This window comes from Ottowia thiooxydans DSM 14619, from assembly GCF_000422885.1.
GTDB classification, from domain to species: domain Bacteria; phylum Pseudomonadota; class Gammaproteobacteria; order Burkholderiales; family Burkholderiaceae_C; genus Ottowia; species Ottowia thiooxydans.
The window spans coordinates 687758-713689 of the sequence record NZ_AUGX01000001.1 but is presented as its reverse complement, the minus strand read 5'-3'; the positions used below and the strand labels follow the sequence as shown (position 1 = coordinate 713689).

23 protein-coding genes are annotated in these 25932 nt (G+C 58.8%); 10 read left to right on the top strand and 13 right to left on the bottom strand.

The window, feature by feature from the left end; all coding sequences use genetic code 11:
• Nucleotides 1–67: 67 nt before the first annotated feature.
• The 4 genes from G518_RS0103415 to G518_RS0103400 all read left to right on the top strand — a co-directional run bounded on the left by G518_RS0103415 (nt 68) and on the right by G518_RS0103400 (nt 4335).
• Entirely contained in the window at nt 68–1291 is a 1224-nt protein-coding gene (locus G518_RS0103415; protein WP_028601328.1) for a CoA transferase, read from the top strand.
• Between the two features lie 6 nt (nt 1292–1297).
• Nucleotides 1298–2974, top strand: coding sequence for an acyl-CoA dehydrogenase family protein (locus G518_RS0103410; protein ID WP_084651393.1), 1677 nt, complete (start codon nt 1298–1300; stop codon nt 2972–2974).
• A gap of 88 nt (nt 2975–3062) precedes the next feature.
• Nucleotides 3063–3812, top strand: coding sequence for a 2OG-Fe dioxygenase family protein (locus G518_RS0103405; RefSeq protein WP_028601326.1), 750 nt, complete (start codon nt 3063–3065; stop codon nt 3810–3812).
• Between the two features lie 73 nt (nt 3813–3885).
• Nucleotides 3886–4335: a universal stress protein gene (locus G518_RS0103400; protein WP_028601325.1), complete on the top strand. Its 450-nt coding sequence runs from the start codon at nt 3886–3888 to the stop codon at nt 4333–4335.
• A gap of 91 nt (nt 4336–4426) precedes the next feature.
• Here the strand turns inward: G518_RS0103400 and bktB are convergent, their stop codons facing one another.
• The gene (gene bktB / locus G518_RS0103395) at nt 4427–5611 is read right to left on the bottom strand and encodes a beta-ketothiolase BktB (protein WP_028601324.1); all 1185 of its coding nucleotides are present in this window, start codon (nt 5609–5611) and stop codon (nt 4427–4429) included.
• Nucleotides 5612–6252: 641 nt separating this feature from the next.
• Between bktB and ppk2 the strand changes: the two genes are divergently transcribed.
• On the top strand, nt 6253–7158 hold the full coding sequence (gene ppk2, locus G518_RS0103390; protein ID WP_028601323.1) for a polyphosphate kinase 2: 906 nt from the start codon (nt 6253–6255) through the stop codon (nt 7156–7158).
• A 14-nt stretch (nt 7159–7172) separates the two neighbouring features.
• Here ppk2 and G518_RS0103385 read toward each other — a convergent pair whose 3' ends face one another.
• Nucleotides 7173–7979 (bottom strand): glycosyltransferase family 2 protein, encoded by an 807-nt coding sequence (locus tag G518_RS0103385; RefSeq protein WP_169457890.1) that lies wholly within the window; start codon nt 7977–7979, stop codon nt 7173–7175.
• Between the two features lie 71 nt (nt 7980–8050).
• Here G518_RS0103385 and G518_RS33720 point away from each other — a divergent pair, with 71 nt between their 5' ends.
• On the top strand, nt 8051–8599 hold the full coding sequence (locus tag G518_RS33720; RefSeq protein ID WP_169457889.1) for a dTDP-4-dehydrorhamnose 3,5-epimerase family protein: 549 nt from the start codon (nt 8051–8053) through the stop codon (nt 8597–8599).
• A gap of 28 nt (nt 8600–8627) precedes the next feature.
• Here the strand turns inward: G518_RS33720 and G518_RS0103375 are convergent, their stop codons facing one another.
• The 4 genes from G518_RS0103375 to G518_RS0103360 form a co-directional block, all read right to left on the bottom strand.
• On the bottom strand, nt 8628–9416 hold the full coding sequence (locus tag G518_RS0103375; protein ID WP_051235929.1) for an SDR family NAD(P)-dependent oxidoreductase: 789 nt from the start codon (nt 9414–9416) through the stop codon (nt 8628–8630).
• Between the two features lie 113 nt (nt 9417–9529).
• On the bottom strand, nt 9530–10468 hold the full coding sequence (locus tag G518_RS0103370) for a LysR family transcriptional regulator (RefSeq protein WP_028601320.1): 939 nt from the start codon (nt 10466–10468) through the stop codon (nt 9530–9532).
• Nucleotides 10469–10563: 95 nt separating this feature from the next.
• Nucleotides 10564–11565 carry a Bug family tripartite tricarboxylate transporter substrate binding protein gene (locus tag G518_RS0103365; RefSeq protein ID WP_028601319.1) on the bottom strand — a complete coding sequence of 334 codons (1002 nt, stop codon included), beginning with the start codon at nt 11563–11565 and terminating at the stop codon, nt 10564–10566.
• 50 nt (nt 11566–11615) lie between these two features.
• Nucleotides 11616–13226: a sulfatase family protein gene (locus G518_RS0103360; protein WP_028601318.1), complete on the bottom strand. Its 1611-nt coding sequence runs from the start codon at nt 13224–13226 to the stop codon at nt 11616–11618.
• A 1048-nt stretch (nt 13227–14274) separates the two neighbouring features.
• On the opposite strand from G518_RS0103360, the gene secD reads away from it, so the two are divergent.
• Nucleotides 14275–16788, top strand: a complete 2514-nt coding sequence (secD, locus tag G518_RS0103350; RefSeq protein WP_028601316.1) for a protein translocase subunit SecD — start codon at nt 14275–14277, stop codon at nt 16786–16788.
• A 254-nt stretch (nt 16789–17042) separates the two neighbouring features.
• Nucleotides 17043–17576 (top strand): hypothetical protein, encoded by a 534-nt coding sequence (locus tag G518_RS0103345; RefSeq protein WP_156909258.1) that lies wholly within the window; start codon nt 17043–17045, stop codon nt 17574–17576.
• A gap of 156 nt (nt 17577–17732) precedes the next feature.
• Here G518_RS0103345 and G518_RS0103340 read toward each other — a convergent pair whose 3' ends face one another.
• The 7 genes from G518_RS0103340 to G518_RS0103310 form a co-directional block, all read right to left on the bottom strand.
• Nucleotides 17733–18320, bottom strand: coding sequence for a BPSL1445 family SYLF domain-containing lipoprotein (locus tag G518_RS0103340; RefSeq protein ID WP_028601314.1), 588 nt, complete (start codon nt 18318–18320; stop codon nt 17733–17735).
• Nucleotides 18321–18424: 104 nt separating this feature from the next.
• The gene (locus tag G518_RS0103335) at nt 18425–19051 is read right to left on the bottom strand and encodes an RluA family pseudouridine synthase (protein ID WP_245597884.1); all 627 of its coding nucleotides are present in this window, start codon (nt 19049–19051) and stop codon (nt 18425–18427) included.
• A 31-nt stretch (nt 19052–19082) separates the two neighbouring features.
• Entirely contained in the window at nt 19083–20387 is a 1305-nt protein-coding gene (locus tag G518_RS0103330; protein WP_028601312.1) for a c-type cytochrome, read from the bottom strand.
• Nucleotides 20384–21139 carry a c-type cytochrome gene (locus tag G518_RS0103325; RefSeq protein WP_156909257.1) on the bottom strand — a complete coding sequence of 252 codons (756 nt, stop codon included), beginning with the start codon at nt 21137–21139 and terminating at the stop codon, nt 20384–20386. Before G518_RS0103325 ends, G518_RS0103330 begins: the two co-directional genes overlap by 4 nt.
• 41 nt (nt 21140–21180) lie before the next feature.
• Nucleotides 21181–22230, bottom strand: a complete 1050-nt coding sequence (locus G518_RS0103320; RefSeq protein WP_028601310.1) for a 6-phosphofructokinase — start codon at nt 22228–22230, stop codon at nt 21181–21183.
• Nucleotides 22231–22246: 16 nt separating this feature from the next.
• Nucleotides 22247–22831: an OmpA family protein gene (locus G518_RS0103315; RefSeq protein WP_051235923.1), complete on the bottom strand. Its 585-nt coding sequence runs from the start codon at nt 22829–22831 to the stop codon at nt 22247–22249.
• A complete protein-coding gene (locus G518_RS0103310; protein ID WP_084651388.1) occupies nt 22828–23322 on the bottom strand; it encodes a FecR family protein in 495 nt (164 codons plus the stop codon). Before G518_RS0103310 ends, G518_RS0103315 begins: the two co-directional genes overlap by 4 nt.
• A gap of 157 nt (nt 23323–23479) precedes the next feature.
• Between G518_RS0103310 and G518_RS0103305 the strand changes: the two genes are divergently transcribed.
• Both G518_RS0103305 and G518_RS0103300 read left to right on the top strand, forming a co-directional pair.
• Nucleotides 23480–24487 carry a tRNA dihydrouridine synthase gene (locus tag G518_RS0103305; protein ID WP_051235919.1) on the top strand — a complete coding sequence of 336 codons (1008 nt, stop codon included), beginning with the start codon at nt 23480–23482 and terminating at the stop codon, nt 24485–24487.
• Nucleotides 24488–24562: 75 nt separating this feature from the next.
• Nucleotides 24563–25525: a DUF808 domain-containing protein gene (locus G518_RS0103300; protein ID WP_028601306.1), complete on the top strand. Its 963-nt coding sequence runs from the start codon at nt 24563–24565 to the stop codon at nt 25523–25525.
• Nucleotides 25526–25932: the final 407 nt, after the last annotated feature.

Genomic DNA, 25932 nt, shown 5'->3' with positions numbered 1-25932 from the left:
ATGAGATTCAAGCTGACTCAATCAGGGCGTGCAAACCCCTTCTGAGCCGGGACGGCATACTTCGTTCATGTACAACATTCTCAACGGCATTCGCGTCGTCGAATGCGCCTCCTTCATTGCCGCACCCTCATGCGCGTTGCATCTGCAGCAAATGGGCGCGCAGGTCATACGCATCGATCCCGTCGGTGGCGGACCAGATGCCCGTCGCTGGCCACGAGGGCCAGTAGGCAATAGCTTGTACTGGGATGGGCTCAATAAAGGTAAGTTGTCTGTAGCGATCAATTTCTCCAGCGAGGAAGGCAGAGAGCTCATCACTCAGCTGGTCTGCGCCCCCGGAGAAGGTGCGGGTCTTTTCGTTACCAACTTTCCGGCAGACGGATTTCTCTCGCATGAGCGTATGGCCAGGTACCGTGCGGATCTCATTACCGCTCGGGTGATGGGGTGGGCAGATGGATCGCCCGCAGTGGACTACACGGTGAATGCGGCCATCGGCGTTCCGTACATGACCGGGCCTGTCACTCAAGATGGTGAGCCTGTGAACCATGTGCTGCCTGCCTGGGATTTGCTCACGGGCGCTTATGCGGCCTTCGCACTGCTGGCGGCCGAGCGGCACCGGCAGGCCACGGGTCTGGGTCAGGAAATCCGCGTTCCCCTGTCAGATATGGCAATAGCTTCACTGGGGCATATAGGGCAGATCGCAGAGGTGTTGACGCAAGGCGATAGGCCGCGCATGGGCAATACGCTTTTCGGCGCTTTCGGGCGTGATTTCATCACCGCAGACCGCCAGCGCCTCATGGTCGTGGCGATCACTTCACGTCAATGGAGTGGCCTGCTCGCTGCATTAGGCCTGGCCGATGTGGTGGGCCGGATAGAAAGCGCGCGAGGGGTCAGCTTTGCGAAGGACGAGGGCTTGCGCTTTGAATACAGAGATGTGTTGACACCGCTGGTGGAAGCGGCTGTTGCATCACGTGATGCCGCCGATCTTTCCAGCGCATTTGATGCCAACGGTGTTTGCTGGGGAGCGTACCGCACGCTTGCGCAGGCGCTTTCAGAAGAGCCTCGTCTGGTGGCGGAGAACCCCATCTTCTCCCAAGTGGCTGACGCCAACGGCGCCACTTATCCTCTCCCCGGCGCTGCGGCCACCCTGGTGCAAAGCACCCGTGGGGTGCCAGGGCGCGCGCCTCGCCAGGGGGAACACACGGACCAGGTTCTCGCAGAGACCCTGGGTTTTTCATCGGCACAGATTGGCAAGCTGCATGACAGCGGTTGCGTGGCCGGCCCCCTTGCTTGAAACGCCATGGATACTCAAACAGGTATTTCGTCCGCATCTGCAGAAGCTGCTCTCTCAAGCGAACAATTGCAAGAGGTAGCCGCTGCAGCAGAAACCTATGGCCAGCAGGCCTTGGAAGCAGCGCGCCAGCTGCTGTGCATTGATGGCGCTATCGATCCCCAGCTTGCTCACAAGCATCAACGTGCCTTGCACGGCTTGGCCTGGATTGCTACCACGGTAGCCGCTATCACAAGCGCCATGAACTGGGCGCATCGGCTGGCGCAAGCGAACAGCCTTTCCCACATCAACCAACTCGTGCTTCGCGTGGGGGTGGGCGAGTATCTGGAACAGCTCTCCGGTGGCATCCTGATGGGAGCGCATGAAATATTTCGTCCCCATGAGCTGGCGCTTGAACCGGCGGCGCAGGCGCTTCGCTCGAATGATGCGGTGGCACGACTGCTTTGCAAAGGGAATACGCCTGAGAGCCGTGCGGCGCTGATGGCCGCTGTCATAGCAGGTGAAGAGGTGTCGGAAGATCTGCCGGACTCTGATCTCAACATGGTGCGGGAACAGTTCAGGCGGTTTGCCGTCGAACGTGTAGAGCCCCATGCCCAGCGTTGGCATCTGGCCGACGAACTCATTCCGGATGAGATCGTCGAGGCGATGGCGGAGCTGGGCGTGTTTGGGGTTTGCATAGGCGCGGAGTACGGCGGCTTAGGTATGGGCAAGCTGGCCATGTGCGTCGTAACGGAAGAGCTCAGCCGGGCCTGGATTGCTGCTGGCTCGCTGGGCACGCGCTCAGAGATTGCCGGTGAGCTGATTGCACTGGCGGGCACCCCGGAGCAAAAGGCGCGCTGGCTTCCTCAGATCGCTTCAGGTGCTGTGTTGCCCACGGCAGTGTTCACTGAGCCAGACACCGGGTCCGATCTGGGCTCGCTACGCACCCGCGCCGTGCGGGCGCTGGATGGCTCCTGGCGGTTGGAAGGCAATAAGACCTGGATCACACATGCCTCGCGCAGCGATCTGATGACCGTGCTCGCCCGCAGTGATGTGGACACCAAAGGCTATGCGGGTCTAAGCATGTTCCTGGCCGCCAAGCCGCGGGGTACACCGCAAGATCCTTTTCCGGCGCAAGGCATGAGCGGCGGGGAGATCCCTGTTCTTGGCTACCGGGGCATGAAGGAATACGAGATCGCTTTCAATGATTTTGCGGTTTCGGAAGATGGCCTCCTCGGAGGCGTTCAGGGGCAGGGCTTCAAGCAACTGATGCAGACCTTTGAAGGCGCGCGTGTGCAGACAGCCGCTCGTGCAGTAGGCGTGGCGTGGAAGGCCTATCAACTGGGGCTGCGCTACGCCCGCGATCGCCGCCAGTTTGGTGCTGCCATCCTGACGTTTCCGCGCGTCGCGGACAAGCTGGCGACGATGTTGGCAGAAACGGTGCTGGCGCGTGAACTCACCTATTTCGCTGCTGGTGAGAAAGACAAAGGGTTGCGGTGCGATGTGGAGGCCGGCATGGCCAAACTCCTTGCGGCACGCGTGGCCTGGTGCAACGCTGATGCCAGCCTGCAGATTCACGGCGGCAATGGTTATGCACTGGAGTTTGAGATCAGCAGGGTGCTGTGCGATGCACGCATTCTGAACATCTTTGAAGGTGCTGCCGAGATCCAGGCTCAAGTGATTGGCCGCGGATGCTTGGCGAGATGATCCTGCTCAAAGTTCTAGCGAGTAAATTCACCTTGTCGTGACTGGGCTACTGCCGCTGTCTTATGCTCTCGTTTTTCTGCCGTGCACCATGTCACACACTCCATTTCCGCCCCCGTTAACCGCCCCGGATCAACTCAATGCTGCGTTGCGCAACGAAGGTTTCGCTGTACTCGACGCCGCAGCCGTGCGCGCGCTGGCAGGGGTCAGCGCAGAAAAGCTTGAAGTCATCGCGCAGGATTGGAATCATCTGGCGCCTGATCGCTATCTCAAAGATGGCGGCAGGTACCGGTCCCGGCGCCACGCATCATTCGTTACCCAAGACGGTGAAGCCCAAGCCATCCCACACCGCGCACATTGGCAGCCGGTAGAGTACAACGCACTGCACGGCGGCATGGAGCGCTGGTTCGAGCCGGTGTTGGATGAGACCATGATTCGGCCCGAATGGCTCTCGCTCTTGAGGTGGTTGGTGAATGTCGCCTCTGCTCTACGCGGTGAGCAGCCCTGGTTCATGGAGGCGCACCAGTTCCGAATAGACACCCACGGCGGCATTGGGCGGCCTACTCCGGAAGGCGCACACCGCGATGGCGTGGATCTGGTGGCTGTCTTTCTGCTGGCCCGGGAAGGGATCAAGGGCGGGGAAACGCGCGTGTTCGAACTCACCGGCCCCCGCGGCCAGCGTTTTACGCTCAGAGAACCTTGGTCTGTGCTGCTGCTGGACGATAAGCGCATGATTCATGAATCAACCCCGATTCAACCCATCGCAGAAGCAGGCCATGGCCACCGGGATACCCTGGTTGTAACTTTGAGGTCCGGGGGATTCCAAGACCCTGAAACTTGATCCGGATCAAGCGAATCTCCGCTACTGGCTGCAAAATGGCATAGTCAGTCATCGTCAGTAAAAGGAGTTACTTATGTTCAAACACATCCTCGTTCCGGTAGATGGTTCAGACACCGCGCTGGCTGCAGTTGACAAGGCAGCAGGCTTGGCGAAGGTGTTCGGTAGTGCCGTATCCATCATCTACGTGATAGATCCGTACCCCTTTACGGGAGTGGGGGCTGATTTTGCGTATGGCCAAGACCAATATCTGGGCGCCGCTACTGCCGAAGCCAACTCTGCAGTGCAAGTAGCCGCAGAGCGCGTGGCGGCATCGGGTATCCAGGCCGACACCCGGGTGATCGAATCACATACCGTATGGCGTGGCATCCTGGAGGCAGCCGAAACCGCTGGCGCAGATCTGCTGGTCATGGGATCGCACGGCCGCAGAGGATTGGAAAAGCTGGTTCTCGGAAGCGTCACCCAAAGCGTGATCTCGCGCGCCAAGATCACCACTATGGTGGTGCGCAGCGATTCGCCGGAATAGTGTGAACACGCCCTAATCCCGCGACGTGCTCGTTCGCCAGTAGGCAAAAAAAAAGGAGCCTGTGATGGCTCCCTTTTTTTCGGAGTGCGAGTTACGCGCGTTCGAAGATAGCGGCAATGCCCTGGCCGCCACCAATGCACATAGTCACCAGCGCGTATTTGCCCTGGATGCGTTGCAACTCATACAGTGCCTTCACTGTGATGAGCGCGCCGGTCGCGCCAATGGGGTGGCCAAGGGAGATGCCTGAACCATTGGGGTTGACCTTGGCTGGGTCTGCGCCCAAGCCTCTGGTAACGGCGCATGCCTGAGCAGCGAAGGCTTCGTTCGCCTCAATCACATCCATCTGATCGATCTTCATGCCCAATTTCTTGAGCAAGATCTGCGTGGCTGGCACTGGGCCGATGCCCATGGTCTTAGGCTCTACACCAGCGTGCGCATAACCCACCAAACGGGCCAGCGGCTGGGCTCCACGCGCTTTCGCGGCTCCGGCTTCCATCAGCACCACGGCGGCGGCGGCATCATTGATACCGCTGGCGTTGGCTGCAGTCACGGTGCCGTTTTCTTTCAAGAAAACGGGTTTCATTTTCTGAAAATCTTCCAGCGTCGCGCCGGCGCGGAAATGCTCGTCTTTGTCGAAGGCGATCTCGCCCTTGCGGCTCTTGAGCATGATGGGCACGATCTGACCGGCGAAGCGGCCTTCGGCCCAGGCCCTTTCGGCGCGGCGATGGCTTTCCAGCGCCAGCGCATCCTGATCTTCCCGGGTGATCTTGTGTTCCACCGCTACGTTCTCGGCGGTCACGCCCATGTGGATGTTGTGAAACGGGTCGTGCAGCGCACCCATCATCATGTCGACAAGCTTGGTGTCACCCATGCGGGCGCCAAAACGGTTGGTGAGGCTGGCGTAAGGCGAACGGCTCATGACTTCCGCGCCGCCACCAATGGCAACGTCGTAGTCGCCCAGCAAAATGCCCTGGCTGGCGGAAACGATGGCCTGCAGGCCAGAGCCGCACAGACGGTTGACGTTCATGGCCGGGGTTTCTTTGGGGCAACCGCCGTTCATGGCCGCCACGCGGGAGAGATACATGTCGCGTGGTTCCGTATTCACCACGTGGCCAAACACCACATGGCCCACATCCTTGCCCTCTACCTGCGCACGCGCAAGAGCATCCTTGACCACTGCTGCACCCAGATCGACCGGGGCAATGTCCTTCAAGGCACCGCCAAAAGTACCGATGGCGGTGCGCACACCACTGACGACAACGACTTCACGAGCCATGCAAATCTCCTTTTATTGGGAATGGAATCTGTGCAAAAACGGGCAAGGTTGAAGAGCTAGGACCACTCTCTCCAGCCTAACATCTCAGTATGCCATTGGCGGGAGCGTCGCGCCTGGGCAGCCAGTCGCCGAAGAGACCTTGGCTATAAGGGAGTTAATTAGCTCTATGGCTTCACATGCCAACCCACCCTCGATGGCGCTTTTTATCTCGCACCCTTCTGCTCTGAAGATTTCCTTAGTCTGCTCGTGAGCCTCAACGGGCTAGTTTGCGCGAATCAGAGACGCTCACGTCCGGCGTTACATTGAGGTTAAAGGCAGTTTGTAATAGTTAGTGACTTTGGTGAGCGGCTTTGCGCTGGGTGGACGAATTGCCTGATTGTGGGTCAAGAATCGGATGACAGACGGACCGCTGCGGCCCATTTACTGCCCGCGATTTCCGAGTCCAACCGGCACCTGGTCCAGGGGGCACTACGACGCCCTTCGTAGGCTTGGAAATGCGACGAGCGCAGGCTTTTCCGAGCAGGCCTCCAGATCGCCTCCGCAAGCAACAGGCCCCGAGTGCTTTACCCCACTACTGTGACAGTCACACGTTTGACACATCTCATGGGTAATCTGACGGTTGTAATTTGCGGAGAACTATCGTGAGTGATGACGAACTGATGCTGCGCCTGCGCCATGAGCTGGTAGATGGGTACGACGAAGAGCTTGAGATGGAGCTCGAAGACCGAAACGTCGATGAAATCGCCGGTATGACGCTCGACGCGGACGACTACAAAGAGAGTCGGCAGCGCTATTTCCGTGAACTCTTTCGCTTGCAAGCTGAGCTGGTGAAGCTCCAGGACTGGGTGGTGAGCAGTGGCCACAAGATGGTGATCATCTTTGAGGGGCGTGATTCGGCTGGCAAGGGTGGGGTGATCAAGCGCATTACGCAGCGCCTGAACCCGCGCGTGGCGCGCGTGGCTGCACTGCCCGCACCCAATAGCCGAGAACGCACTCAGTGGTACTTTCAGCGCTATGTATCCCACCTGCCTGCTGCCGGTGAGATGGTGTTGTTCGATCGCAGCTGGTACAACCGCGCTGGCGTCGAACACGTCATGGGTTTTTGCAATGACGACGAGTACGAGGAATTCTTCCGTTCGGTGCCGGAGTTTGAACGCATGCTCGTGCGCTCCGGAATCCAGGTTGTCAAATACTGGTTCTCAATCTCCGACGAGCAGCAGGAACTGCGCTTTCTAAGCCGTATCCACGATCCGCTCAAGCAGTGGAAGCTGAGCCCCATGGATCTCGAAAGCCGCCGCCAATGGGAGGCGTACACGCAGGCCAAGGAGGTGATGCTGGAGCGAACCCATATCCCGGAAGCGCCATGGTGGGTGGTTCCTGCCGATGACAAGAAAAAGGCCCGTCTCAACTGCATCGCGCATCTGCTGAGCAGGGTGAACTACACAGAGGTTGAGCGTCCCGTCATTACGCTTCCGCCCCGGGTCCGCCATGAGGACTACAGACGCCATGCGGTGCCCGGTGAAATCATCATTCCGCAGATCTACTGAGGTTGATTTCGTTTCTAACGCTGTGCTGAGTTAGGGGTGTGAGCGGCAAGAAAAGTCGCGAGCTCGTAGTCTCGCGTCTTGATGGCCATCTGCAAGAGATGAATTACAAGCACTTGCCGCTCTGCGGGGTTGGTAATCCGGGCTTGCCACGCTTGCAGTTCTTTCAATCTGATTTCAGGCGCCCAGTCCTTGCGCGGCGGACTGGGGAAGGTAATCGCCGTCGGCAGGGTACCGCTGGCGCAGCGGCACTTGGGATGGCCCAGGAATTTGCGGAACATGTGCCAGTCTGTAGGCTGGCCAGGCGGCGTGGCCGTCCACCCCTGAGGTAAGCGTCGATAGAAGCTCAAAGTGTGCCCCGCGCACGACAGGGGTATGCGGTTGCCCACTCTGAGCAACTCGTCCCGGAACGGTGGTTGAATCAGGTCGACGGAAAAGAACACGACCTGCTTCTCCAGCACGTGCAGGGGAAGAGAGTGAGCGAAGTCGGCACCCTGCAGCAAATGAAGCAGTTGCGCCACATGGTCAGGAAGCCACAGGTCGCGATCGCACAGGTAACACACGATCTCGCCTTGGGCATGCGCCAGCGCGGCGTGGCGGTATTGTTCGCCCCGGCCCGGACTCTTGGGGTGATCGAAGAACCGCACGCGAGGCTCGCGTGCGGCCAGCTTGTAAAGAAACGGCTTTTGGTCTTCGGGCACACCGTCGCCAATGATGAATACCTCCACCGGCACTGTTTGGCGCAGCGCGCTGTCCACGGCCAAGCCGATCAGCGGGCCATGGTCGAAAGTTGGAATCACCACGGTGGCCGCAATACTATTCATGGAATTCATCTTACATTCTCATGGCTTACTTGCCGCGGGCTTCTGGCCTAGATGCGCATACATTAGTTCAAATGCCTGTACATCGCACCGCCATCGAAGGCCTGTTGGTTCTCAACTGGGACATGCATCATGACGAACGCGGCTATTTCAAACAGACCTACCAGCACGGAGAGTTGGCGCAGGCTCTTTGCCGCGAGCCCCGGCTGCGGCAGGGCAACCATTCGCGTTCACAAGCAAGGGTGTTGCGCGGCTTTCATATCGAACCGTGGGACAAGCTGATTTATGTGCCTCGCGGCCTGGCGACCTGTGTGGTGGCGGATGTACGTCCTGATAGCCCTACCTTCGGTGCGACCGAGCACTTCCTGCTGGGCGATAGCCCTGGCCGTTTAGACCGCGTGTTCATCCACCGAGGCCTGGCCAATGCTTTTTACAGCCATGCGGAGACCGACTATCTAAACGACGTGTCGGAGGAATACAACCCAACCGGCAGGGGCGGTGTGGTTTGGAACGATCCGCATTTGAACGTACCCTGGCCAGACACTAACCCCATTCTGTCGGAAGCAGATCGCCAACACCCGACGCTGAAAGCACTGTTTCCCAGTCACCCTTTCTTGGCATGAGGCCGGGTGTCAGTAGCTAAAGCGGCGCTTATGCGTTTCTTATGTCGTCTACAGGCTCTGCGCCAAAGTCAGCCCGTTGTAGCCAGGCCAGTACGCGGCGTGCGGCATCTTCGGGCGAGGTGAGCTGACCCTCGTTCTTTAGCCGTTCAAAGTTACCGCGGTCAGGGAAACTGGATTGGTTTGCACCTCTGAGGTGGCTTTGCATATCCGTATCGATCACACCGGGCGCGAGGGAGCACACCTTGGCGCCATTGGGCTGACCTGCTTCGTCAAGGGCCAGGCAGCGCGTGAAATGATCCATGCCCGCCTTGGCGGCGCAATAGGCCGCTTGAGAGGCCATGGCGCGGCGGCCCAGCCCAGAAGATATGTTCAGCACCTTGCGTGCAGCGTGCCAGTGGCGTGTACTGCCCAGAAACGCGGCAGTGAGTTGCATAGGGGCTTCCAGGCCTACCCGCAAGGCCTGGGCTAGATCTACAGGATTCGCATCTCGCAGCGGGACGATGTCCGGAATGACCCCGGCGTTATTGATCAGGCTCGCACTGACAAAGTTGTGGGGGCTTTGCGTGGCCAACCACTCCGCTAGCCGGGCGCTGACGGCTGCACCCTCGGTCAGGTCGGCGGTCCATTGGAAGAGGGTGGCCCCAAGCTTATCGGCGCGAGATGGCAGAGACTCCGCTACCCCTCGCGATATGCACAGCAGCGTGTGCCCCGGTTGAAGCAACTGCTCGGCCATGGCCAAGCCCATGCCGCGCGATGCGCCAGTGAGGATGAAAAGGTGCTGAGGTGGGTGGGGGGTGGGCGGGGCCATAGGCCTCATGTTAGAGGATTCTTCCAATCAAAATGCTTTACATCTTTCGTTAGGCCCGCAGGCAAGGCCGCCAGGTAAATATTCTCTAACCATCCGCATATTCCCCACCATTCAAGGACGGGTCAGGTTTGAGTGTCGACAATCCTGCGGCTCACCAGACGCAGTTGCTCGATGAACGCGCGGGCTGCGGGCGTGGGCTCCCGTTTCTCATGCCACACCACGCTGATTGGTGGCAGTGTGAGATCGAGAACAAAGGGTAGCAATTGAGCCAATCCCAACTTCACGTCGTCCTGGAATGCCTCAACAGGCATCGGGCAGATGATGTCGGAATTGAACATCAGCGAACGCATGACCAAATAGGACGTGGATTCCACCGGAGTCCTGGGAGGGGCCACCAATGCCCGGCGAAACATATCGTCGAGAGCTGGCCTCGTTCGTACGCCGGCTGGAGGCAGTATCCAGGGATAGGCCAGCACATCGCTCCATCCTGGATGAGAGAGTGTGGTCAAGGGATGTGCCGTTCTCACTCCCAACCGGAAGACTGATTCGTACAGGGGCTCGGTACTGAGTTCCTTGTCTTGTCCCGTGTAGAAGCGCCCCACCAGCAAGTCAATGCTGCCGGCCTTGAGGTCCTTGAACATCGCGTCGGAATTGCCTTCCAGCACCGTGGTAGTAATTCGGGGAGCCGTTTGTAATAGCTGAGACAACGCGAAGGGAACCAGATATGGCGTGGAGACTGGAAGCGTACCGATGGTGATGTGTCCGGCTGCGCCGCTATGCCACATGCCCAGCTCTTTCTCGGCGTCCTGCAACTCTGCCAGCACCAAACGCGCACGCCGGCACAGTATTTCCCCCTGCGGGGTGAGCACACTGCCGGTTCCGCTGCGCTGCACCAGCACTTCACCCGTACCCTGTTCGAGTTGCTGCAAAGCCTTGGTGGCCGCTGGCTGCGTGACGTGGATGGCTTCAGCGGCGCGTTGCAGTGACCCTGTCTCAGACAGTGCCACCAGAAGGCGAAGCTGGCTGAGGCGGATGCGGTGGTGAAGCGGTGAGGTACTCATGAGCAGGCGGATCCCCTTACGACGGATGGATCATGCCCGAACCAGGAGCTTCAGGGATCGTAAACACCTTCCTACGCCCAGACGCGCCCGCGCACTCACTCCGGCTTCAATCCCAGGCTCTGAATCAGCTTCGCCATCTTCTCGTCATCGCGCCGCAGTTTCAGCGCCAGCGCTGCTGCGCTGGTATCTGGCACGGTGCCCATGCCTACGGCCTTCATGCCTTTGACGACGTCCGGCTCTGTTAGCACCGCTGCGATATCGCGGTTCAGGCGCTGCGCCACGGCGGGAGGCGTACCGGGTGGTGCGAAGATCGCGAACCAGAACTCGCTTTCGTACCCCGGAGCCGTCTCCGAAATCGCCGGGATGGATGGAAAATCTGGCAGGCGCTTGGCGCCCGATACGCCGAGCGCTACCAGCGCACCGCTCTTGATGTGCGGTTCTGCTGTACTCATCGCGATGAACATCAGATCGGAATGCCCGGCCAAAACGTCGTTAAAGGCTTGTGGGCCTCCTTTGTAGGGCACATGGTTCTGTTTGAGCCCGAGCTGTTGCTCCAGTAGCGCCATGTTCAGATGGTGAGGTGACCCAAGGCCCGCAGAAGCGTAGGCCAGCTTTCCTGGTTGGACACGCGCTTTGGTCACGTATTCCGCCATGTTGGCAACCTTCAGCGAAGGGTGGGCGACCAGGACCATTGGCGATGCGCCCAGTTCGATGATGGGAACGAGATCCTTGAAGCTCTGCGTAGCGCCACCCTTGAGCAGGCGGGGTGAAACCGTCAGGTATGAGTCTGCCGCGATGACAAGCGTATGCCCGTCCGCAGGCGCCTTGGCTGCTTGCGCCACCCCCAGGGTGCCTCCTACTCCCGGTCTGTTGTCTATGACCACTGACTGCCCAAGCCGCGGGCCGAGACGCTGCGCGATCAGGCGCGCCACAGCGTCCATGGCTCCACCGGGAACCGTAGGGGTGATCAAAGTGATCGTCTTGCCCGGGAACTCGGCGGCGGTGGCGGTGGCAGACCAGAGAGAGAGCGCTGACGCGGCAGTGGCTGTGGCGGCAGCGCCAAGCAGGCTGCGGCGGCTGATAAACGTTTTTTCCATGTTTTTGTCTCCTGAGATCATCACTGTGGGGTCTATAGCGGGGATCACGTTCAAGCGCGTCCCATCGGAAACGGCGATCGATCGTCTGCCAGCATGAGTTCGCGTGCGAGCGACTCAAACAGAGTGGCGCGCACGCTGGCGTGCGCAGGGTCGTCGATCAGATTGTTGAGTTCGTCCGGATCTTTTCGCAGGTCGTACAGCTCAGTCCACCCGGGTTGGTCGTAGGTTGTAAGCCTGTGGGTCTCAGTGATCACCGTGCGTGCACGGACGGGTACCTTGAGGCCGAAAGTCGGCGCATGGCCATCCTCTTCCACTAATACAGCATCCCGGCCCGCCTTGTTATCTTCAGATAGGACGGACTGCAGGTCGCGCCCTTGCATTCCGTAGAAAGGGGCTAAACCGGCCTTGGCCAGAATCGTGGCGGGAATGTCGATGGTCGAGGCCAGTGCCTGCGTAGAGCTGACGGTGTCTTGCGAATTTCCTCTGCCTGGCTCGGACCAGATAAAGGGAACGCGTACGAGGCTCTGGTAGTGCAACGCCGCTTTGAGCAGCAGACCGTGGTCGCCCATGAAGTCCCCGTGGTCGCTGGTGAATATCACGATGGTGTTGTCATCAAGCCCAAGCGTCTTCAGGTGCGCGAGGATGCGGCCCACGACATCATCAATCATTGTGATCATCCCGTAGGTCAATGCCAGCGCGGCCTTTGCTTCGCGCTCATGGGCCGCGAAGCTCACCGTCGAATTGATTCGTCCTGCACCGCTGGCACGTTCCCGGTGCAGGGCTGCCACCGGTGCAAAGGATTCGTCCGCTGCTTGATAGAACGAGCGTGGAAGAACCATCTGCGCAGGGTCGTACATGTCCCAGTACTTGCCTGGGGGCGTGAATGGATGGTGCGGGTCAGCGAAGGAGCAATGCAGAAAGAATGGTTGCTCGCTCCCTGCAGCGTCGTCCAGAAATGCCAGCGTCTTGTCACCTACCCAGGCAGAAGGGTACTGGTGTTCGGGCACGCGTGTTCGGTAGGCTTGTGGCGCCGGATACCGGTCATCCGAAATGGCGTTCCCAGGCCCACGGAGTTTGTCGATATCACCCGCTACCTCGCGCAACCAGCGCGCATAGTCGCCTTCCACCATGTCACCGTGCATGGTGCACAGATCAACGTGATCGAACCCGTAGTAGGGCGTCTGTACACGGTGTGCCGGGTCGGTGCGCCAACGGCGAACCATCTCTTGCTCATACCCGCCTTCGCTCCAGCGTGAGGTGATGGCGTCTGCATGCGCGTCTTGAGGGGGGCGCAAGCCCTCGGGCACCGGATCGCGAGGGGCTTCAGCCGGCATGTCGGTCATGTTTTGCAAATGGCATTTGCCGACGAGGCCAGTCCGGTAGCCATCGTCCCGCAGCAGATCCACAAAAGTAGTGGCATTGCGTGCCAGCGGAATGCCATTACAGCGCGTGCCGTGCACAGAAGGCATGCGGCCGGTCATCAAGGAAGCCCGGTTTGCCATGCATACGCCCGTGGCGACATACATGCGATCAAAGCGCGTACCTCGCCTTGCCAGTGCATCCAGGTGCGGTGTGCGTACCTGTGGGTTGCCGTAACAACCGAGGTGGTCGGCGCGTTGCTGATCTGACGTGATGAGAAGGAAGTTGGGCTTTTGGCGCATGGGGCTGGTCCTGTTGTCTGCGAGAGGTAATACGCGCTCGTGTGGGATGCGGCGCAGTCTAGGGATGTGTGTCCTGCTCCGGTAGTGAAATTAATTACGTTCGCTATAACCAAAGGTGATACAGCTAAAACTGCATTGCAGCCACCGTATCTTCCGAATGGCATGAAACTGCGCCACCATGAGCTAGGCCAACAAGAAAAACCTTCAACAAGAGCTGCATCCCTACGTATTGGCTGCGGTCCTTGTTGATGCCAAGGCTGCCCCTTGGGCAGGTTTAGTGAATCTCTTGCATCGCGATGCCACAGGCCATGCGTCTCGGATTTATCTGCAATGGACCTCGTCCTGCTTTTATGGGAAATTGGCGCCGGACTACGCCTGACGTCGTAGAATTAAGAAGCAAGGCTGTCTGATTTGTAGGACGCGCTTGCACGGATTCCTTTTTTTGTCAGCCCGCACTGGCAGGGATCAAGTGGTCAATTGAACACTCATGGATCGAACACACTTCAGGATTGACTGGTGATCAGGCACGATCGGACACTTCTGGTTCGACGAGAAGCCATGGGCTGGCTACCACAGGTGATGGTGCGGTCCGTTGTTCTGGTTCTTCTGCTTCTTACCACGATGCTGGGGGCCAGCCTTGGAAGCCGTGGGGGCTTCCTGGCAAAAGCGGCTGCGAGCTCTTTTGCTACTGGCTTTCAGCCTTTGCGAAGTGGTGGCGGTCAGATTCGCCAAAGCAGCGTTCGTGACTCTAGTCACGCAGTCGCTCATGGCGAGTGGCAGTTGCCTGCTAAGAAGGGCGGGAAGACCCCTGAGAAGGCAGCAGCAGCTCAAAGCGCGCTTTTCATTGCACTGTTAGACCCGGTTGCGTTGGCGTTCTCCAGGGAAGACCCAGCGCGTTCCCATACGGTCGCTCTCGGATATCAGACCCGCGCCCCTCCATCCGCAGAGATGTGATTGCCTGCGCGCAGCTTGCGCGCGCCCTTTGACAACTCCGACAACCGCGAGCCGCAGCGCGTAGGCGCTCGCGCGCTCCTCTGCACTGTTCATCATGAAAAACTCACCATATATGGTGGCCGTATACGCGGTCATCATCGTGGTCGGCATCCTGTTTGCACTTCCAAATGTGCTGCCGACTCGAACGCTGGAACGTTTCCCCGCGTTTTTGCCAACCAATACCGTTTCACTGGGGCTCGACTTGCGTGGAGGTTCGCATCTTGTCTTGGAAGTAGATGGGGCAGATCTTTTGAAGGAGCGCCTTCGTAATCTGACCGAAGACTCCCGGCGCATCTTGCGAGAGGCCGAAATTCCCGTCTCAGCTGTGCAGCAAACGCAGCAAGGAGTTTCTATCGTGCTGCGCGACTCATCGAAACGCAATGAAGCGCTGGACGAGCTGCAAGGTTTGGTCAATCCTGTTGGCAGCGCTGGCAGGGACCTCGAACTTTCCCGCCAGGGAGACGATCGCATCGATCTTCTCCTGACGGATCAAGGCTTGCATGCCTCTATCAGCTCCGCAGTTGAGCAAAGCCTGGAAGTCATCCGGCAGCGAGTGGATCAGGTAGGCGTATCAGAGCCTACTATTCAGCGGATTGGCGCGGACCGCATTCTCGTTCAGTTACCAGGTTTGCAAGATCCTGGTCAATTGCGTGCATTGCTGGGCTCCACAGCCAAGATGAGTTTTCACCTCATGGGTGATCCAAGCATGCCGACCGGGGTCGACATGCTGAAAGATGAGCAGGGTAATACTTATCCCGTCCTGAACCGGATAGAGTTGTCCGGTGATCGGTTGACGGACGCGCGCGCCGGCTTTGACTCAAATACGAACGAGCCGGTCGTCAATTTTCGCTTCGACAGCACGGGGGCAAGAGCATTTGCCGAGATCACGCGCGCCAATGTGGGAAAGCCTTTCGCCATCGTGCTGGACGAAAAAGTGCTTAGCGCGCCGGTGATTCGCGAACCCATCATTGGCGGGTCTGGCCAGATTTCTGGCAGCTTTACTGTGCGAGAAGCCACTACGCTTTCTGCCCTGCTCAGGGCTGGCGCACTTCCTGCCAAGCTGACGGTCATCGAAGAGCGCAGCGTTGGCGCCGACCTCGGTAGCGACGTGATTAAAAAGGGCGTCTTCGCTGGTATCGCTGCTTTCGTATTTGTGTTCCTGTTTATGTTCCTGCTGTATGGTCGCTGGGGGCTGGTCGCCAATCTCGCACTGGCACTGAACATCGTACTTACCCTCGCGGGGTTGAGCTTGCTGGGGGCAACGTTGACCTTGCCGGGCATTGCAGGCATCGTACTGGGCATAGGACTTGCAGTCGACGCGAACGTGCTAATCAACGAACGTATCCGAGAGGAGACTACGAAGGGCAAGAGTGCATTGGCAGCCATCGATGCCGGATTCAAGCGGGCTTACGCCACTATCATGGACAGCAATGTCACTGCGTTGATCGGCACGGTGCTGCTGTTCTGGTTTGGTTCAGGGCCGGTACGTGGCTTTGCTGTGACCATGGCGTTGGGCATCGTGATTTCCATGTTCACCGCGGTGTCGATCGTCAAGGTCATCATGCTATCCATCGCACGTAGGCGGCGGCTCAAAACCATTCAGATTAGCCCACTGTTCGGCTTTCGCCTGGTTCCAGATGGAACACGTATCGATTTCATGAAAGCCCGATTCATTGGGATCGGCCTTTCCATTCTCCTTTCGGCAGCCTCTGTTGCGCTGTTCTTCAAGCCTGGGCTCAGTTACGGAATCGATTTCCGTGGCGGAATCCAAGTGGAAGTAGAAACTAGCGCACCCGCTGATCTTTCGGTGTTTCGAGATCGTCTGAGTGCTCTTGAGTTGGGGGAAGTTTCCTTGCAGGAGTTTGGCGATGCTAACCATTTGCTCGTGCGGGTTGAGCGTCAACCTGGTGGAGAGGAGCGCCAGACTGCTGCGGTTGAAACTATCAAAGCTGCGGTCACAAATATCGACCCGAACGCGAGGTTCGAACGCACCGAGGTAGTTGGTCCAAAAATTAGCGGGGAACTGGCCACAGCCGGCATTCTTTCTGTGATCCTCGCGAGCATTGCAATGCTCATCTACATCTGGGTGAGGTTCGAATGGCCATTCGCCGTTGGCGCCATCGTGACGCTGGCACTGGATGTCACCAAGACAGTAGGTTTCTTCGCGCTGACGGGTCTCGACTTCAATCTGACGGCGATCGCCGCGCTTCTGACCTTGGTTGGGTACTCGGTGAACGATAAGGTTGTTGTTTATGACCGTATGCGCGAGAACATGCGGTTGTACAAGACGATGTCGCTTCGTGATGTGATCAACAAGTCGATCAATGAAACCTTGACACGCAGCCTCTATACGTCGGTGACGGCATTTCTGGCGATGCTCCCTTTGGCCATCTGGGGGGGTAACGCGGTGGAGAGCTTTGCCGTTCCAATGGTTTTCGGGATTGTGATCGCTGCAACATCGTCCGTGTTTATTGCAGCGCCTATCCTTCTGTTTCTTGGGGACTGGCGTGCCCGTCGTCAAGCCCGAGTGTCTGCAAGAGTGCGGCCAGTTGATGTTGAACTGGTATGAGATGGCTTTGCCCATGGAGAGTGGGCGTTATCCAGGCGGAACTAGGGTGACCGACGTGGTGACTTTACTCACCCGAGTGAATCGCGGCCGCACTTATGGGACTAAGCAAGCCGCAGGCTTGGCAGCCCGTCGCTGCCGGGTCAACGGTGCGCGGGCGTTGGATGGACTGTTTTTTGGGTTACGTTGAGCACGCCGTGAGAAAGGTCCGATTCATGCTGGGTTGGCGATCATTCGCAAAGTTTGCTAGGAGCTTTGTGCGCCAATCTCTGCTCGGTGGGCAGACGGCGTCATTCACGCGTCTGCGTGTGCTCGTGATCGCCTTCGCAGTGATCCCGTTCCTGTGTGCTTGCTCCGAGGGCTACCCCGCATATGATGAACCCATCATCGACCCGATGGATCTAACGCAGGATGAACGCATTGCTGCAATGAATGAACTCGGGGACACGGCTCATCCAAAAGCTCACTGGGGGTACGACCTGAGCGGCCGCTGCACCCTTGAGATCGAGACGACACGAAAAGGTGAAGACCGTTCATTCCTCAGCGTTGGTTTGGGGACCAAGGACGTACGTGTGAAATACGACAAGGTAGACAAGGTTTACGAAGTTCAACTGACAAGACAAAACGTAGTTGATGGTGTTTCAATCGGTGTCTTGGAGAGCGTTCAGCAGATCGACTCATTGCTGATGTCAGGATTGCTTCGGGCGGCGCAACTCGGCTGTCAATCAGAAAACAAGAGGCGTTGCCTGCGACCGCTTTCTTCAGGTCATAGCTTGCGCAGTCAGTGTTGAGCCTTGGCCCAATCGTTCAGCAGGAGGTCCACTGGAGAGGTTTTTCACGGATATACATCCAATGAGGCCTACAAAGAGAAGTCCGCCGTTCAGCCTGACGAGCCTAACGGCGGACCATAAGCATCTCTGAAAGAATTTACTAGCGCGATGCTGCGATCAAAGCGTGATCTTGTTGATCTTTGCACCTTGCACGGACACACCCACTTCCAAGCCCACATTGGTCAGCACGAAGCTGGTCACGGGTTGCTGAATTGTCTGGGTGTCCACGGAACCGTTGGCACCGACTTTACCCATGGTTACAGTGGCGTCCGCACCAGCACTCCAGCCGTTGCTTGCGCGGAATTTGTTCAGTGCGTCGGTTGTATTGAATACATAGATGATGGCCTTGGACTGACCGCCAGCCTGGAAGCCCACAGAGCCTGCAGTGGTGCTGTAGTAATCAGTGGTCCGGCCGCCAACCTTCAGCGCGCCGCGACCGTATTCGGCGCCAACCACAAAGCTACCGCCAATTACTGCAGGGAACACCAGTACGCCTGCAGCCTTCTGCACCATTTCCCGTGAACCTGGCACTGTGCTGTACAGGCGCGAAAGCGTGGCGTCCACTTGGGAATCCATGGATGTGCGGTCCATGCGAGGCGCTGGCTCTGAGCCAGGAGGCGTGGTGGTACAGCCCACCATGGCGACGCCACCCAATGCAATAGCGGCGGCCAGGAAGGCGGAACGGAATGGGGTCTGATTTGTCATGGTTTGAGCTCCTTAAATATTGATGGCCTGATTGTGGGGTAACAAAGTCTCTGTGAATGTCAGAAAAAGCCGCGAATTGTGTGTAGGCGAATTCCTAGGAAACGCTAAAACGGCACTTGGCTTTGGAGATGGAGTGCTGCTCCAGATTCCGGGTGGGTCAGTCGCAACTCATAGGCGTGCAGCATCAACCGCGGTGCGCCATCCTCAGGCCCATAAAGCGTATCGCCCACTATGGGGTGGCCCAGTGCCTGCATATGCAAGCGCAATTGATGCGTTCGTCCGGTAATGGGCTCCAGCAGTACCCGTGTTCTGTGCTCTGTCACGTCATGAGCCAGCACCTTCCAGCGGGTCTGGCTAGGCTTTCCATTCTCCAGGTCGATCTTGGAGCGTGGCCGTCTCGGCCAATCGGCCATCATGGGCAGATCAATCTCTCCCCACCCGTCTGAAGACCCGGGAGTGGCTGGCAGCCCGTGAACGATGGCCTCGTACCGTTTGTGGACACGGCGCTCAGCGAAAGCCGATGAGAGGCTTCGTTGCATCTCTATGTTGCGTGCCAGTAGCATCAGGCCGCTGGTGGCTTGATCGAGTCTATGTACCACCAGGGCATCGGGCCAACGCTTTACAGCCCGGCTGGCCAGGCAATCAGCTTTTTCAGCGCCGCGTCCGGGTACGGCCAGCAGGCCTGCCGGCTTCTCGATGGCCAGCAAGTATTCATCTTCGTGAAGAACCACGCAGTCGAACCTTGGTTCACCATGCACTTGATCAATCAAGTGTGCTCCGGGATTCGGCTCGCATGGTGTGCACATCAAGCACCGAAACCTCCGGTGCCTGATTGCCCCAACTATTGCGGATATAGCTCAGCACCGAGGCCATTTCCGCGTCGCTCATGCTCAATACGAAAGGTGGCATGCCGAATGGCCGGGGGTGCCCGGATGTCGAGGCACCAAAACCTCCGTAGAGCAACATCTGCAGCAAATTCTCCGTTCGCGGTAGGGTCACGGCACGGTTACCTGCTAGCGGAGGGTAGGCCCCCGCTATCCCCTCACCCTGGCTGCCGTGGCAGGAAGCGCAGCGTTCATCATAGATTTTCTGGCCCGCTATGGTTCTGCTGCTGGATTGCCGGTTCGCCAGCCCTGGCTGCGGGGAATCTGCGTTCGTTTGTGGCAGGGATTTAAGGTAGATGGCCATGGCCGTGAGATCTTCCGACGAAAGATACTGTGTGCTCTGGCTCACTACTTCGGCCATGGGGCCGCTGGTGGAGGCACCGCGTGCGTAGCCAGTTCGCAAGAGTTGAACGATGTCCTCCACCGGCCACTTGCCGACGCCGGCTTCACGATCAGAGACTAGCGAAGGTGCATACCATCCCTGGGCTGGTATCAAGCCGCCTGAGAAATCTTGCCAGTCTGCACCGGCCAGCCCGTCTCGGGGCGTATGGCAGGCCGAGCAATGGGCGACCCCACGTACCAGGTAGGCACCGCGGTTCCATTGCTCACCACGCGCTTGCTCTTCGCGGTAGCTGCCCGGCTGAAAGTAGAGTGCACGCCAGACGGCCAAAGCTGCCTGCGTTCCAAACGGCCAGCTCAGTTGATGATCTGGCACGGCAGATCGTACAGGCGGAAGGCTCTTCAGGAAGGTATACAGGGCATCGGAGTCGGCCCGCACCAACTGCGTGGTATGGGTGTACGGAAACGCCGGGTACAGCAGGCGCCCATCGCGCGAGCGACCATTGTGAAGGGCACGCCAGAAGGCTGCGGCATTCCACTGCCCAATGCCCGTATCCGGGTCAGGGGTGAGGTTGCTTGAATACAAAGTACCGAAGGGCGTGGCAATGGTGCGACCACCTGCCCAAGGGGCACTTGCACGTGTCGTATGGCAAGCCATGCAATTGCCTGCACGCGCGAGATAGGCGCCGCGTTCACGCAGGGCAGTGGGGTCGCCTTCGATTTTTTGTTCGCCTGCTGCGGAAACATCGATCCCATCGTTGTAGTTCACGTGCCACAGCCAGCCCAAGGCGAGCATCACCACCAGAGTCGCGCCGAGCAGGATTTTTCTGGTGACGCTATTCATCGCGCTGCTCCTGGAGCCTGAGCGCTGCCGCATTTCAGGTCTTGGGGGCCTTCCGCACGCATAGGAAGAGTAGAAGCATTGTGGGCGTCGGCGGGGACAGGCTGGCTGGCGAGCCAGGTTATGGCGGCGTAGGCGTCTTTATCGGACAGTCGCTGCACAATAGTTGCCATGCAGTCGGGGGTGTGGGCTCGCCGTTGGCCGGTCCGCCAGCCTCCCAATTGGGCCATCAGGTAATCCACCGGCAGACCGAGCAGGCCGGGCACATTAGGCTGCGCGCCGGTGAGGGCGGAGCCATGGCATTGCACGCAGGCGGGAACACGCAGCGCTGCGTCGCCGTGCAAGACGAGAGTCCGCCCGCGTTCCAAGACCGCAGGGGCTGGCGTGGTGGCGGGAGTTGCTGATAAAGGGTAGGGGGCCTTCATGGCCGCAAAATGCTGGGCGATCTCCATCAGGTAGGCGTCGTCCAGCAAATCGACCATGCGCGTCATCAAGCCATAGTGGCGCCTGCCATCCCGAAAATTGAGCAATTGGTTGTACAAATACCCTGCTGGTTTGCCCGCCAGCCGGGGGTAATAGCCATCGGGTCCTGCGCGGCCTTGTTCGCCATGGCAGGACGTACAGGCAAGGGTGCGCTGCGCAATGCTGTCTTCAAATGCCGGTGCCGCCGCCGCAGTCCCCATTGCCAGGGTAGTCAACAGGGCTGCCGTCCAGCTCGTCATCAAGGCCGACGCCAGTCTGCGAAGGCTGGTCATGCCAATTACTCCAAAGGTCATGCCGTCACTGTAACGGCACTTTAGCCTTCCCCAAGACAAACACCAATCTCACGCGCTGTTTGCAGTAACGGATGATCAAGTGGCACCTGACGGGTGCGGTCGGCGACTTCGGCGAGCGAGACGCTGCTCATAGCGCCGCGCTCGAACGTGACCATTCGATTGAACTGACCTGCTTCCACCATCTGTGCGGCGTGGTTGCCAAATTGGGTGGCCAGTACACGGTCGAACGGCGTGGGTGCGCCGCCCCGTTGTACATGACCCAGGACCGTGGCGCGCACCTCGCTGCGCAGATGTGGCTCCAGGAGCGTACGCAGGTGGTAGGCCACACCGCCAAGGCGTATGGGATCGGGGCTGTTTTCGATCGTGCGCTCAACCGTCATTTGCCCACCGCGCGGCTTGGCGCCTTCGGCGATACAAATTACGGTGTAGCGGGGCCTGGCCTCACGTTGCCGGCACAGCTCAATCAGGGCTTCGGTGTTGAAATCGATTTCTGGAAGCAAGATGGCATCAGCTGCACCGGCAATGCCCGCCTCAAGCGCTATCCACCCCGCGTAACGCCCCATGGTCTCCACGATCATCACGCGACCATGGCTTTGACCTGTGGTCTGCACCCGCTCCAGCGCTTGTGTGACCGTAGCGACCGCGGTGTCGAAGCCAAAGCTACGCTCGCAGCCTTCCAGATCGTTATCAATGGTTTTTGGTACGCCGACAATGGGCAGCCCTCGGAGGGACAGCCCATGCGCAATCGTCATGGTGCCATTGCCGCCGATAGCCACTAGAGCGTCCAACCCCAGGGTACGTGCTTGTGCCAGTGCTCGTTCGGTAGCCTGCTCGGTGGCTAATGGATCGGCGCGGTTGCTGGTTCCCAGGATGGTCCCGCCAGAAAACAAAATGCCGCTCACCGCATCCCAATCGAGTGGGCGTGTGCGTCCTTCAAGGAGACCGGCAAAACCGTCTTCGATGCCAATCACTTCAGCCTGGCAGCAACCAAGCAGCGATTTGGTGACCGCGCGGATAACCGCATTCAGCCCTGGGCAGTCGCCGCCTCCAGTGAGTACACCGATCCGCATTCCAGAATGCCCCAATTTAGCGAACGATGATTACAACGCGGCGGTTCTTGGGCTCATCCACCCCGTCTGCCGTAGGAACCGCAAGTTCTCGTTCTCCCCGGCCCACAGCGTGAACCAACACTGGCGGAAAACCACGCTGGATCACCAGCTCCCGGATGGCGCTCGCGCGTTGCAGCGAAAGCTTGTCGTTCAATTCCTGCGTGCCTACAGAATCCGTGTGGCCAACGATCAGAATTTCGCCACCTGGGCGAGCTACGGCCTGCGCGAGAATTCCGCTCAGAGCCCCTTCGGATTCAGGGGTCAAGGCAGAACCACCGGCCACGAAGTACAGCGTGAAGCGTTCGGCTACAGGCGGCTGTATGGCCAGCAATTCCGGATACCGCAGGTGGACGTCTTGTGCATTGGTTTGATCTGCGGCGATCACACCCCGCTGGGAGACGCTGGCCACCTCGAAGGGGGTGGTCATCTTCCAGGTTTCATTGGCGGCCCTGACTTCCACCGAGCTTTTCGGGTGGTTTTCCTGGGGCAGCAGCGTTACTCGCGTGGTGGGGGCACAACCTGCTAACGTCACGATAAAAACCAAGGCGAGAAGTCCCCTCATGGAGCCGTTGCCTCCACGATGAAGTCAGTACCGCGCACGCCGATCACAGCAGTAGGCGTGAGAACGCTTACGTTTTCGGGTTTCAGCTTGGCGATCAAGCCGGTAACCATTCTCAGGCTGCCGCGAAGGAGCCGAACCGCAATGCTGCCCTCTTGGGTGGTGGCGTCATAGCTGAACTTCTCCAAAGCGAGCGCGCTATCCGGGCCGACAGCAATCACTGTCCCGTCTTGCAGCGTCAGGGCCGCTGCGCTTTTCGGACCCACCAACAATTTATCCGTGGTGAGAAAACCGTCACCTGAGGCGGCGGGACGAGGAATTTCAGCGCGCACCAGGTTGACTTCGCCCTTGATGGACTTGAAAGTCCCTTGACGATCGTCGCTCGGGGTGATCTGCACAGCGGCTTCTTGTGTCCAGGCAGGGGAAGAGCTCAACAGGGCCAGCATGAGTAAATGCTGGCAATGGCGGGCTATCTTCGAGGCTAATGGCTTCATTTTGATATTCTCCCTAGCGTAGCGTGGTTGGCTTGGCTAACCTATGATAGTACCTTAGTGCGCGGCAACAGCACTTTCAGGGCGAAACAACGCTCAAACGGCAATAGCGGTTGACCTCCACCTTCTGAACCTGACCTTGGCAATCTTGCTCGCCCCTATGGAGGGCCTTCTCGACCATACGCTTCGCGACGTGCTCACCCGCGTCGGCGGAGTGGATCGTTGTGTCTCCGAATTCATACGCATCACTGACCAGCTTTTACCTAAAAGAGTGTTCACACGTGTGGTGCCTGAGCTTTTGAACGGTAGTCGCACCCCGGCTGGGGTGCCGGTACGGCCTCAATTGCTCGGTTCCGAGCCCGTATGCCTTGCCGAGAACGCAGCGCGGCTCGCCGAACTGCGGCCGGAGGGCATAGATCTCAACTTTGGCTGTCCGGCCAAGACGGTGAATCTGCACCGTGGTGGAGCGGTACTACTGGATGAGCCCGAGCTCATTCATCGCATCGTGGCGGCGGTGCGGCGTGCCGTGCCCGAAGCCATACCAGTTTCGGCAAAGATCAGGTTGGGTGTGCAAGACGCAAGCCGCGCGATTGAGTGCGCACAGGCGATCGACCTGGCGGGCGCCAATCAATTGGTGGTTCATGCGCGTACCAAAGTTCAAGGTTATCGGCCCCCGGTGTACTGGGAGCGGGTAGCGGAGATCCGGGCGGCGGTCAAGGTGTCTGTGGTGGCCAATGGAGACATCTGGAGCGTGGAAGATGCCCTGCGCTGCCAGGAGGTGACTGGTTGCAAGGATTTGATGATCGGCCGCGGCATGGTGCGAGACCCGGGGTTGGGGCTTGCCATCCAGGCGCGATTGCTGGGCGATGCGCAGGGGGCTCACGCTGTCAACGCTGAGCCGCGAGTTACCTGGTTGGAACTGCTCCCTTTGATCGCCGAATTCTGGCGGCAAGTTAGCCTGCGCGTGGAGCCGCGGCATCGTCCCGGCCGGCTCAAGCAATGGTTAGGCTCTCTGCGCACTCGCTATCCAGAGGCTGAGACAGCGTTCGATCAGTTTCGCCAAGTGCACGATTGCTCGCGTATTGATGCATGGTTGGCAGGCGCCACTGCGCACCGCACTTTGAAAGCTATCGGTGTTGAGACGGAAGTGGCTGAGTCTGTAAATTAATCGTCTTCGGGCGCTCTGATTTCCAGGACTAAGCTGGTTTAATCCGCAAATCTATTTCTTTTGAGTCCTCGCACCATGGCTACCAGCTTGCTTGCTCTGCTTGACGACATTGCCACTCTTCTGGATGACATTGCCGTGATGGCCAAGGTATCGGCTCGTAAAGCCGTGGCCGTATCAGACGATGTCGCGGTGCTGACCAAGCTTTCAGCGCAGAAAACAGCCGGTGTGCTGGGCGATGATTTGGCGCTGAACGCACAGCAGGTCACTGGCCTGAGTGCCAACCGCGAAGTGCCGGTGGTCTGGGCCGTGGCCAAGGGCTCTTTCGTGAACAAGGTCATCCTTGTGCCCGCCGCCTTGGCCATCAGCGCTTTTGCGCCATGGGCCGTGACGCCCCTGTTGATGGTAGGTGGCGCCTTTCTTTGCTACGAAGGTTTTGAGAAGGTTGCACACAAGCTTTTGCATAAAGAAGACGAGGGTGCGCAAGCAGTCGCAGTAAGCGCCACCAACGAGCCCGGGGCTGAGGTTGATCTTGTGCAGTTGGAAAAGCAGAAGGTCAAAGGCGCCATACGCACGGACTTCATTCTTTCCGCAGAGATCATTGCCATCACGCTCGGCACAGTGACGGGGCAGCCTTTCCTGACTCAGGTTCTGGTGTTGTCGGGCATCGCCTTGCTGATGACCGTTGGGGTATATGGACTGGTGGCGGGTATCGTCAAACTGGACGATCTAGGTCTTTACCTCAGCCAGCGTGCAGGAAGTTTCACCCAGGCGTTGGGCCGAGGCATTCTTGTGCTTGCGCCCTGGTTGATGAAGTTCCTCTCGATTGCCGGTACGGCCGCGATGTTTCTTGTGGGCGGTGGCATTTTGGTTCATGGCGTGCCGGCTCTGGCGCACTGGGCAGAAGCGTGGTCGGCGGGCATGGGGGGGATAGCTGGCACGCTCGCTGGAATGCTTGTAAATATGGTTGTTGGTGTGGCGGCTGGTGCTGTGGTGGTCGGTGCCGTTGAATTGGTGAAACGGCTGCGTGGGCGTAAGTAGCAGCCTACCAAGTCTCCGGATCATTCTTGTGCCCCGGCGCTGATCGCACGCGCCGCGCTTGTCTCCTGCACTGACGCATGGTTCACGTGCGTCAGTGTGAGTCGTTGATGGAACTTTTCCCTTCCTGTGGTTACTCAGCAGAGGGCACCGTTCGGTGCTGTTGACGTTCTGCACTGGTGTTTACAACTCATCTGTTGAACGGATGACCTGCGCCGGAACCTCAACCATCAACCGAAACGCGATATGCCGATTACTCCGCCGGGCAGTCCCAGCCATCAAGGCTCCGTACTAACGCCAAAGGGTGGTGCAAGCTATTCGCAGCACGCACCTGACGAGGCGCCGCCCCCTGCTGAGCCGACCGTGCTTCCAACTTGGCGCAGCGAAGACTACATGAGCTCCAGCGAGTT

What these genes read in the sequence shown, in the direction of transcription:
- G518_RS0103415 (WP_028601328.1), top strand. Translation starts at nt 68, where the DNA reads ATGTACAACATTCTCAACGGCATTCGCGTCGTCGAATGCGCCTCCTTC.
- G518_RS0103300 (WP_028601306.1), top strand. Translation starts at nt 24,563, where the DNA reads ATGGCTACCAGCTTGCTTGCTCTGCTTGACGACATTGCCACTCTTCTG.
- G518_RS0103315 (WP_051235923.1), bottom strand. Translation starts at nt 22,831, where the DNA reads ATGAGGGGACTTCTCGCCTTGGTTTTTATCGTGACGTTAGCAGGTTGT.
- G518_RS0103310 (WP_084651388.1), bottom strand. Translation starts at nt 23,322, where the DNA reads ATGAAGCCATTAGCCTCGAAGATAGCCCGCCATTGCCAGCATTTACTC.
- G518_RS0103385 (WP_169457890.1), bottom strand. Translation starts at nt 7,979, where the DNA reads ATGAATAGTATTGCGGCCACCGTGGTGATTCCAACTTTCGACCATGGC.
- G518_RS0103365 (WP_028601319.1), bottom strand. Translation starts at nt 11,565, where the DNA reads ATGGAAAAAACGTTTATCAGCCGCCGCAGCCTGCTTGGCGCTGCCGCC.
- G518_RS0103375 (WP_051235929.1), bottom strand. Translation starts at nt 9,416, where the DNA reads ATGAGGCCTATGGCCCCGCCCACCCCCCACCCACCTCAGCACCTTTTC.
- G518_RS0103405 (WP_028601326.1), top strand. Translation starts at nt 3,063, where the DNA reads ATGTCACACACTCCATTTCCGCCCCCGTTAACCGCCCCGGATCAACTC.
- G518_RS0103305 (WP_051235919.1), top strand. Translation starts at nt 23,480, where the DNA reads ATGGAGGGCCTTCTCGACCATACGCTTCGCGACGTGCTCACCCGCGTC.
- G518_RS0103325 (WP_156909257.1), bottom strand. Translation starts at nt 21,139, where the DNA reads ATGACCAGCCTTCGCAGACTGGCGTCGGCCTTGATGACGAGCTGGACG.
- G518_RS0103330 (WP_028601312.1), bottom strand. Translation starts at nt 20,387, where the DNA reads ATGAATAGCGTCACCAGAAAAATCCTGCTCGGCGCGACTCTGGTGGTG.
- G518_RS0103320 (WP_028601310.1), bottom strand. Translation starts at nt 22,230, where the DNA reads ATGCGGATCGGTGTACTCACTGGAGGCGGCGACTGCCCAGGGCTGAAT.
- bktB (WP_028601324.1), bottom strand. Translation starts at nt 5,611, where the DNA reads ATGGCTCGTGAAGTCGTTGTCGTCAGTGGTGTGCGCACCGCCATCGGT.
- G518_RS0103360 (WP_028601318.1), bottom strand. Translation starts at nt 13,226, where the DNA reads ATGCGCCAAAAGCCCAACTTCCTTCTCATCACGTCAGATCAGCAACGC.
- secD (WP_028601316.1), top strand. Translation starts at nt 14,275, where the DNA reads ATGAAAAACTCACCATATATGGTGGCCGTATACGCGGTCATCATCGTG.
- G518_RS0103340 (WP_028601314.1), bottom strand. Translation starts at nt 18,320, where the DNA reads ATGACAAATCAGACCCCATTCCGTTCCGCCTTCCTGGCCGCCGCTATT.
- G518_RS0103410 (WP_084651393.1), top strand. Translation starts at nt 1,298, where the DNA reads ATGGATACTCAAACAGGTATTTCGTCCGCATCTGCAGAAGCTGCTCTC.
- G518_RS0103370 (WP_028601320.1), bottom strand. Translation starts at nt 10,468, where the DNA reads ATGAGTACCTCACCGCTTCACCACCGCATCCGCCTCAGCCAGCTTCGC.
- G518_RS0103400 (WP_028601325.1), top strand. Translation starts at nt 3,886, where the DNA reads ATGTTCAAACACATCCTCGTTCCGGTAGATGGTTCAGACACCGCGCTG.
- G518_RS33720 (WP_169457889.1), top strand. Translation starts at nt 8,051, where the DNA reads ATGCCTGTACATCGCACCGCCATCGAAGGCCTGTTGGTTCTCAACTGG.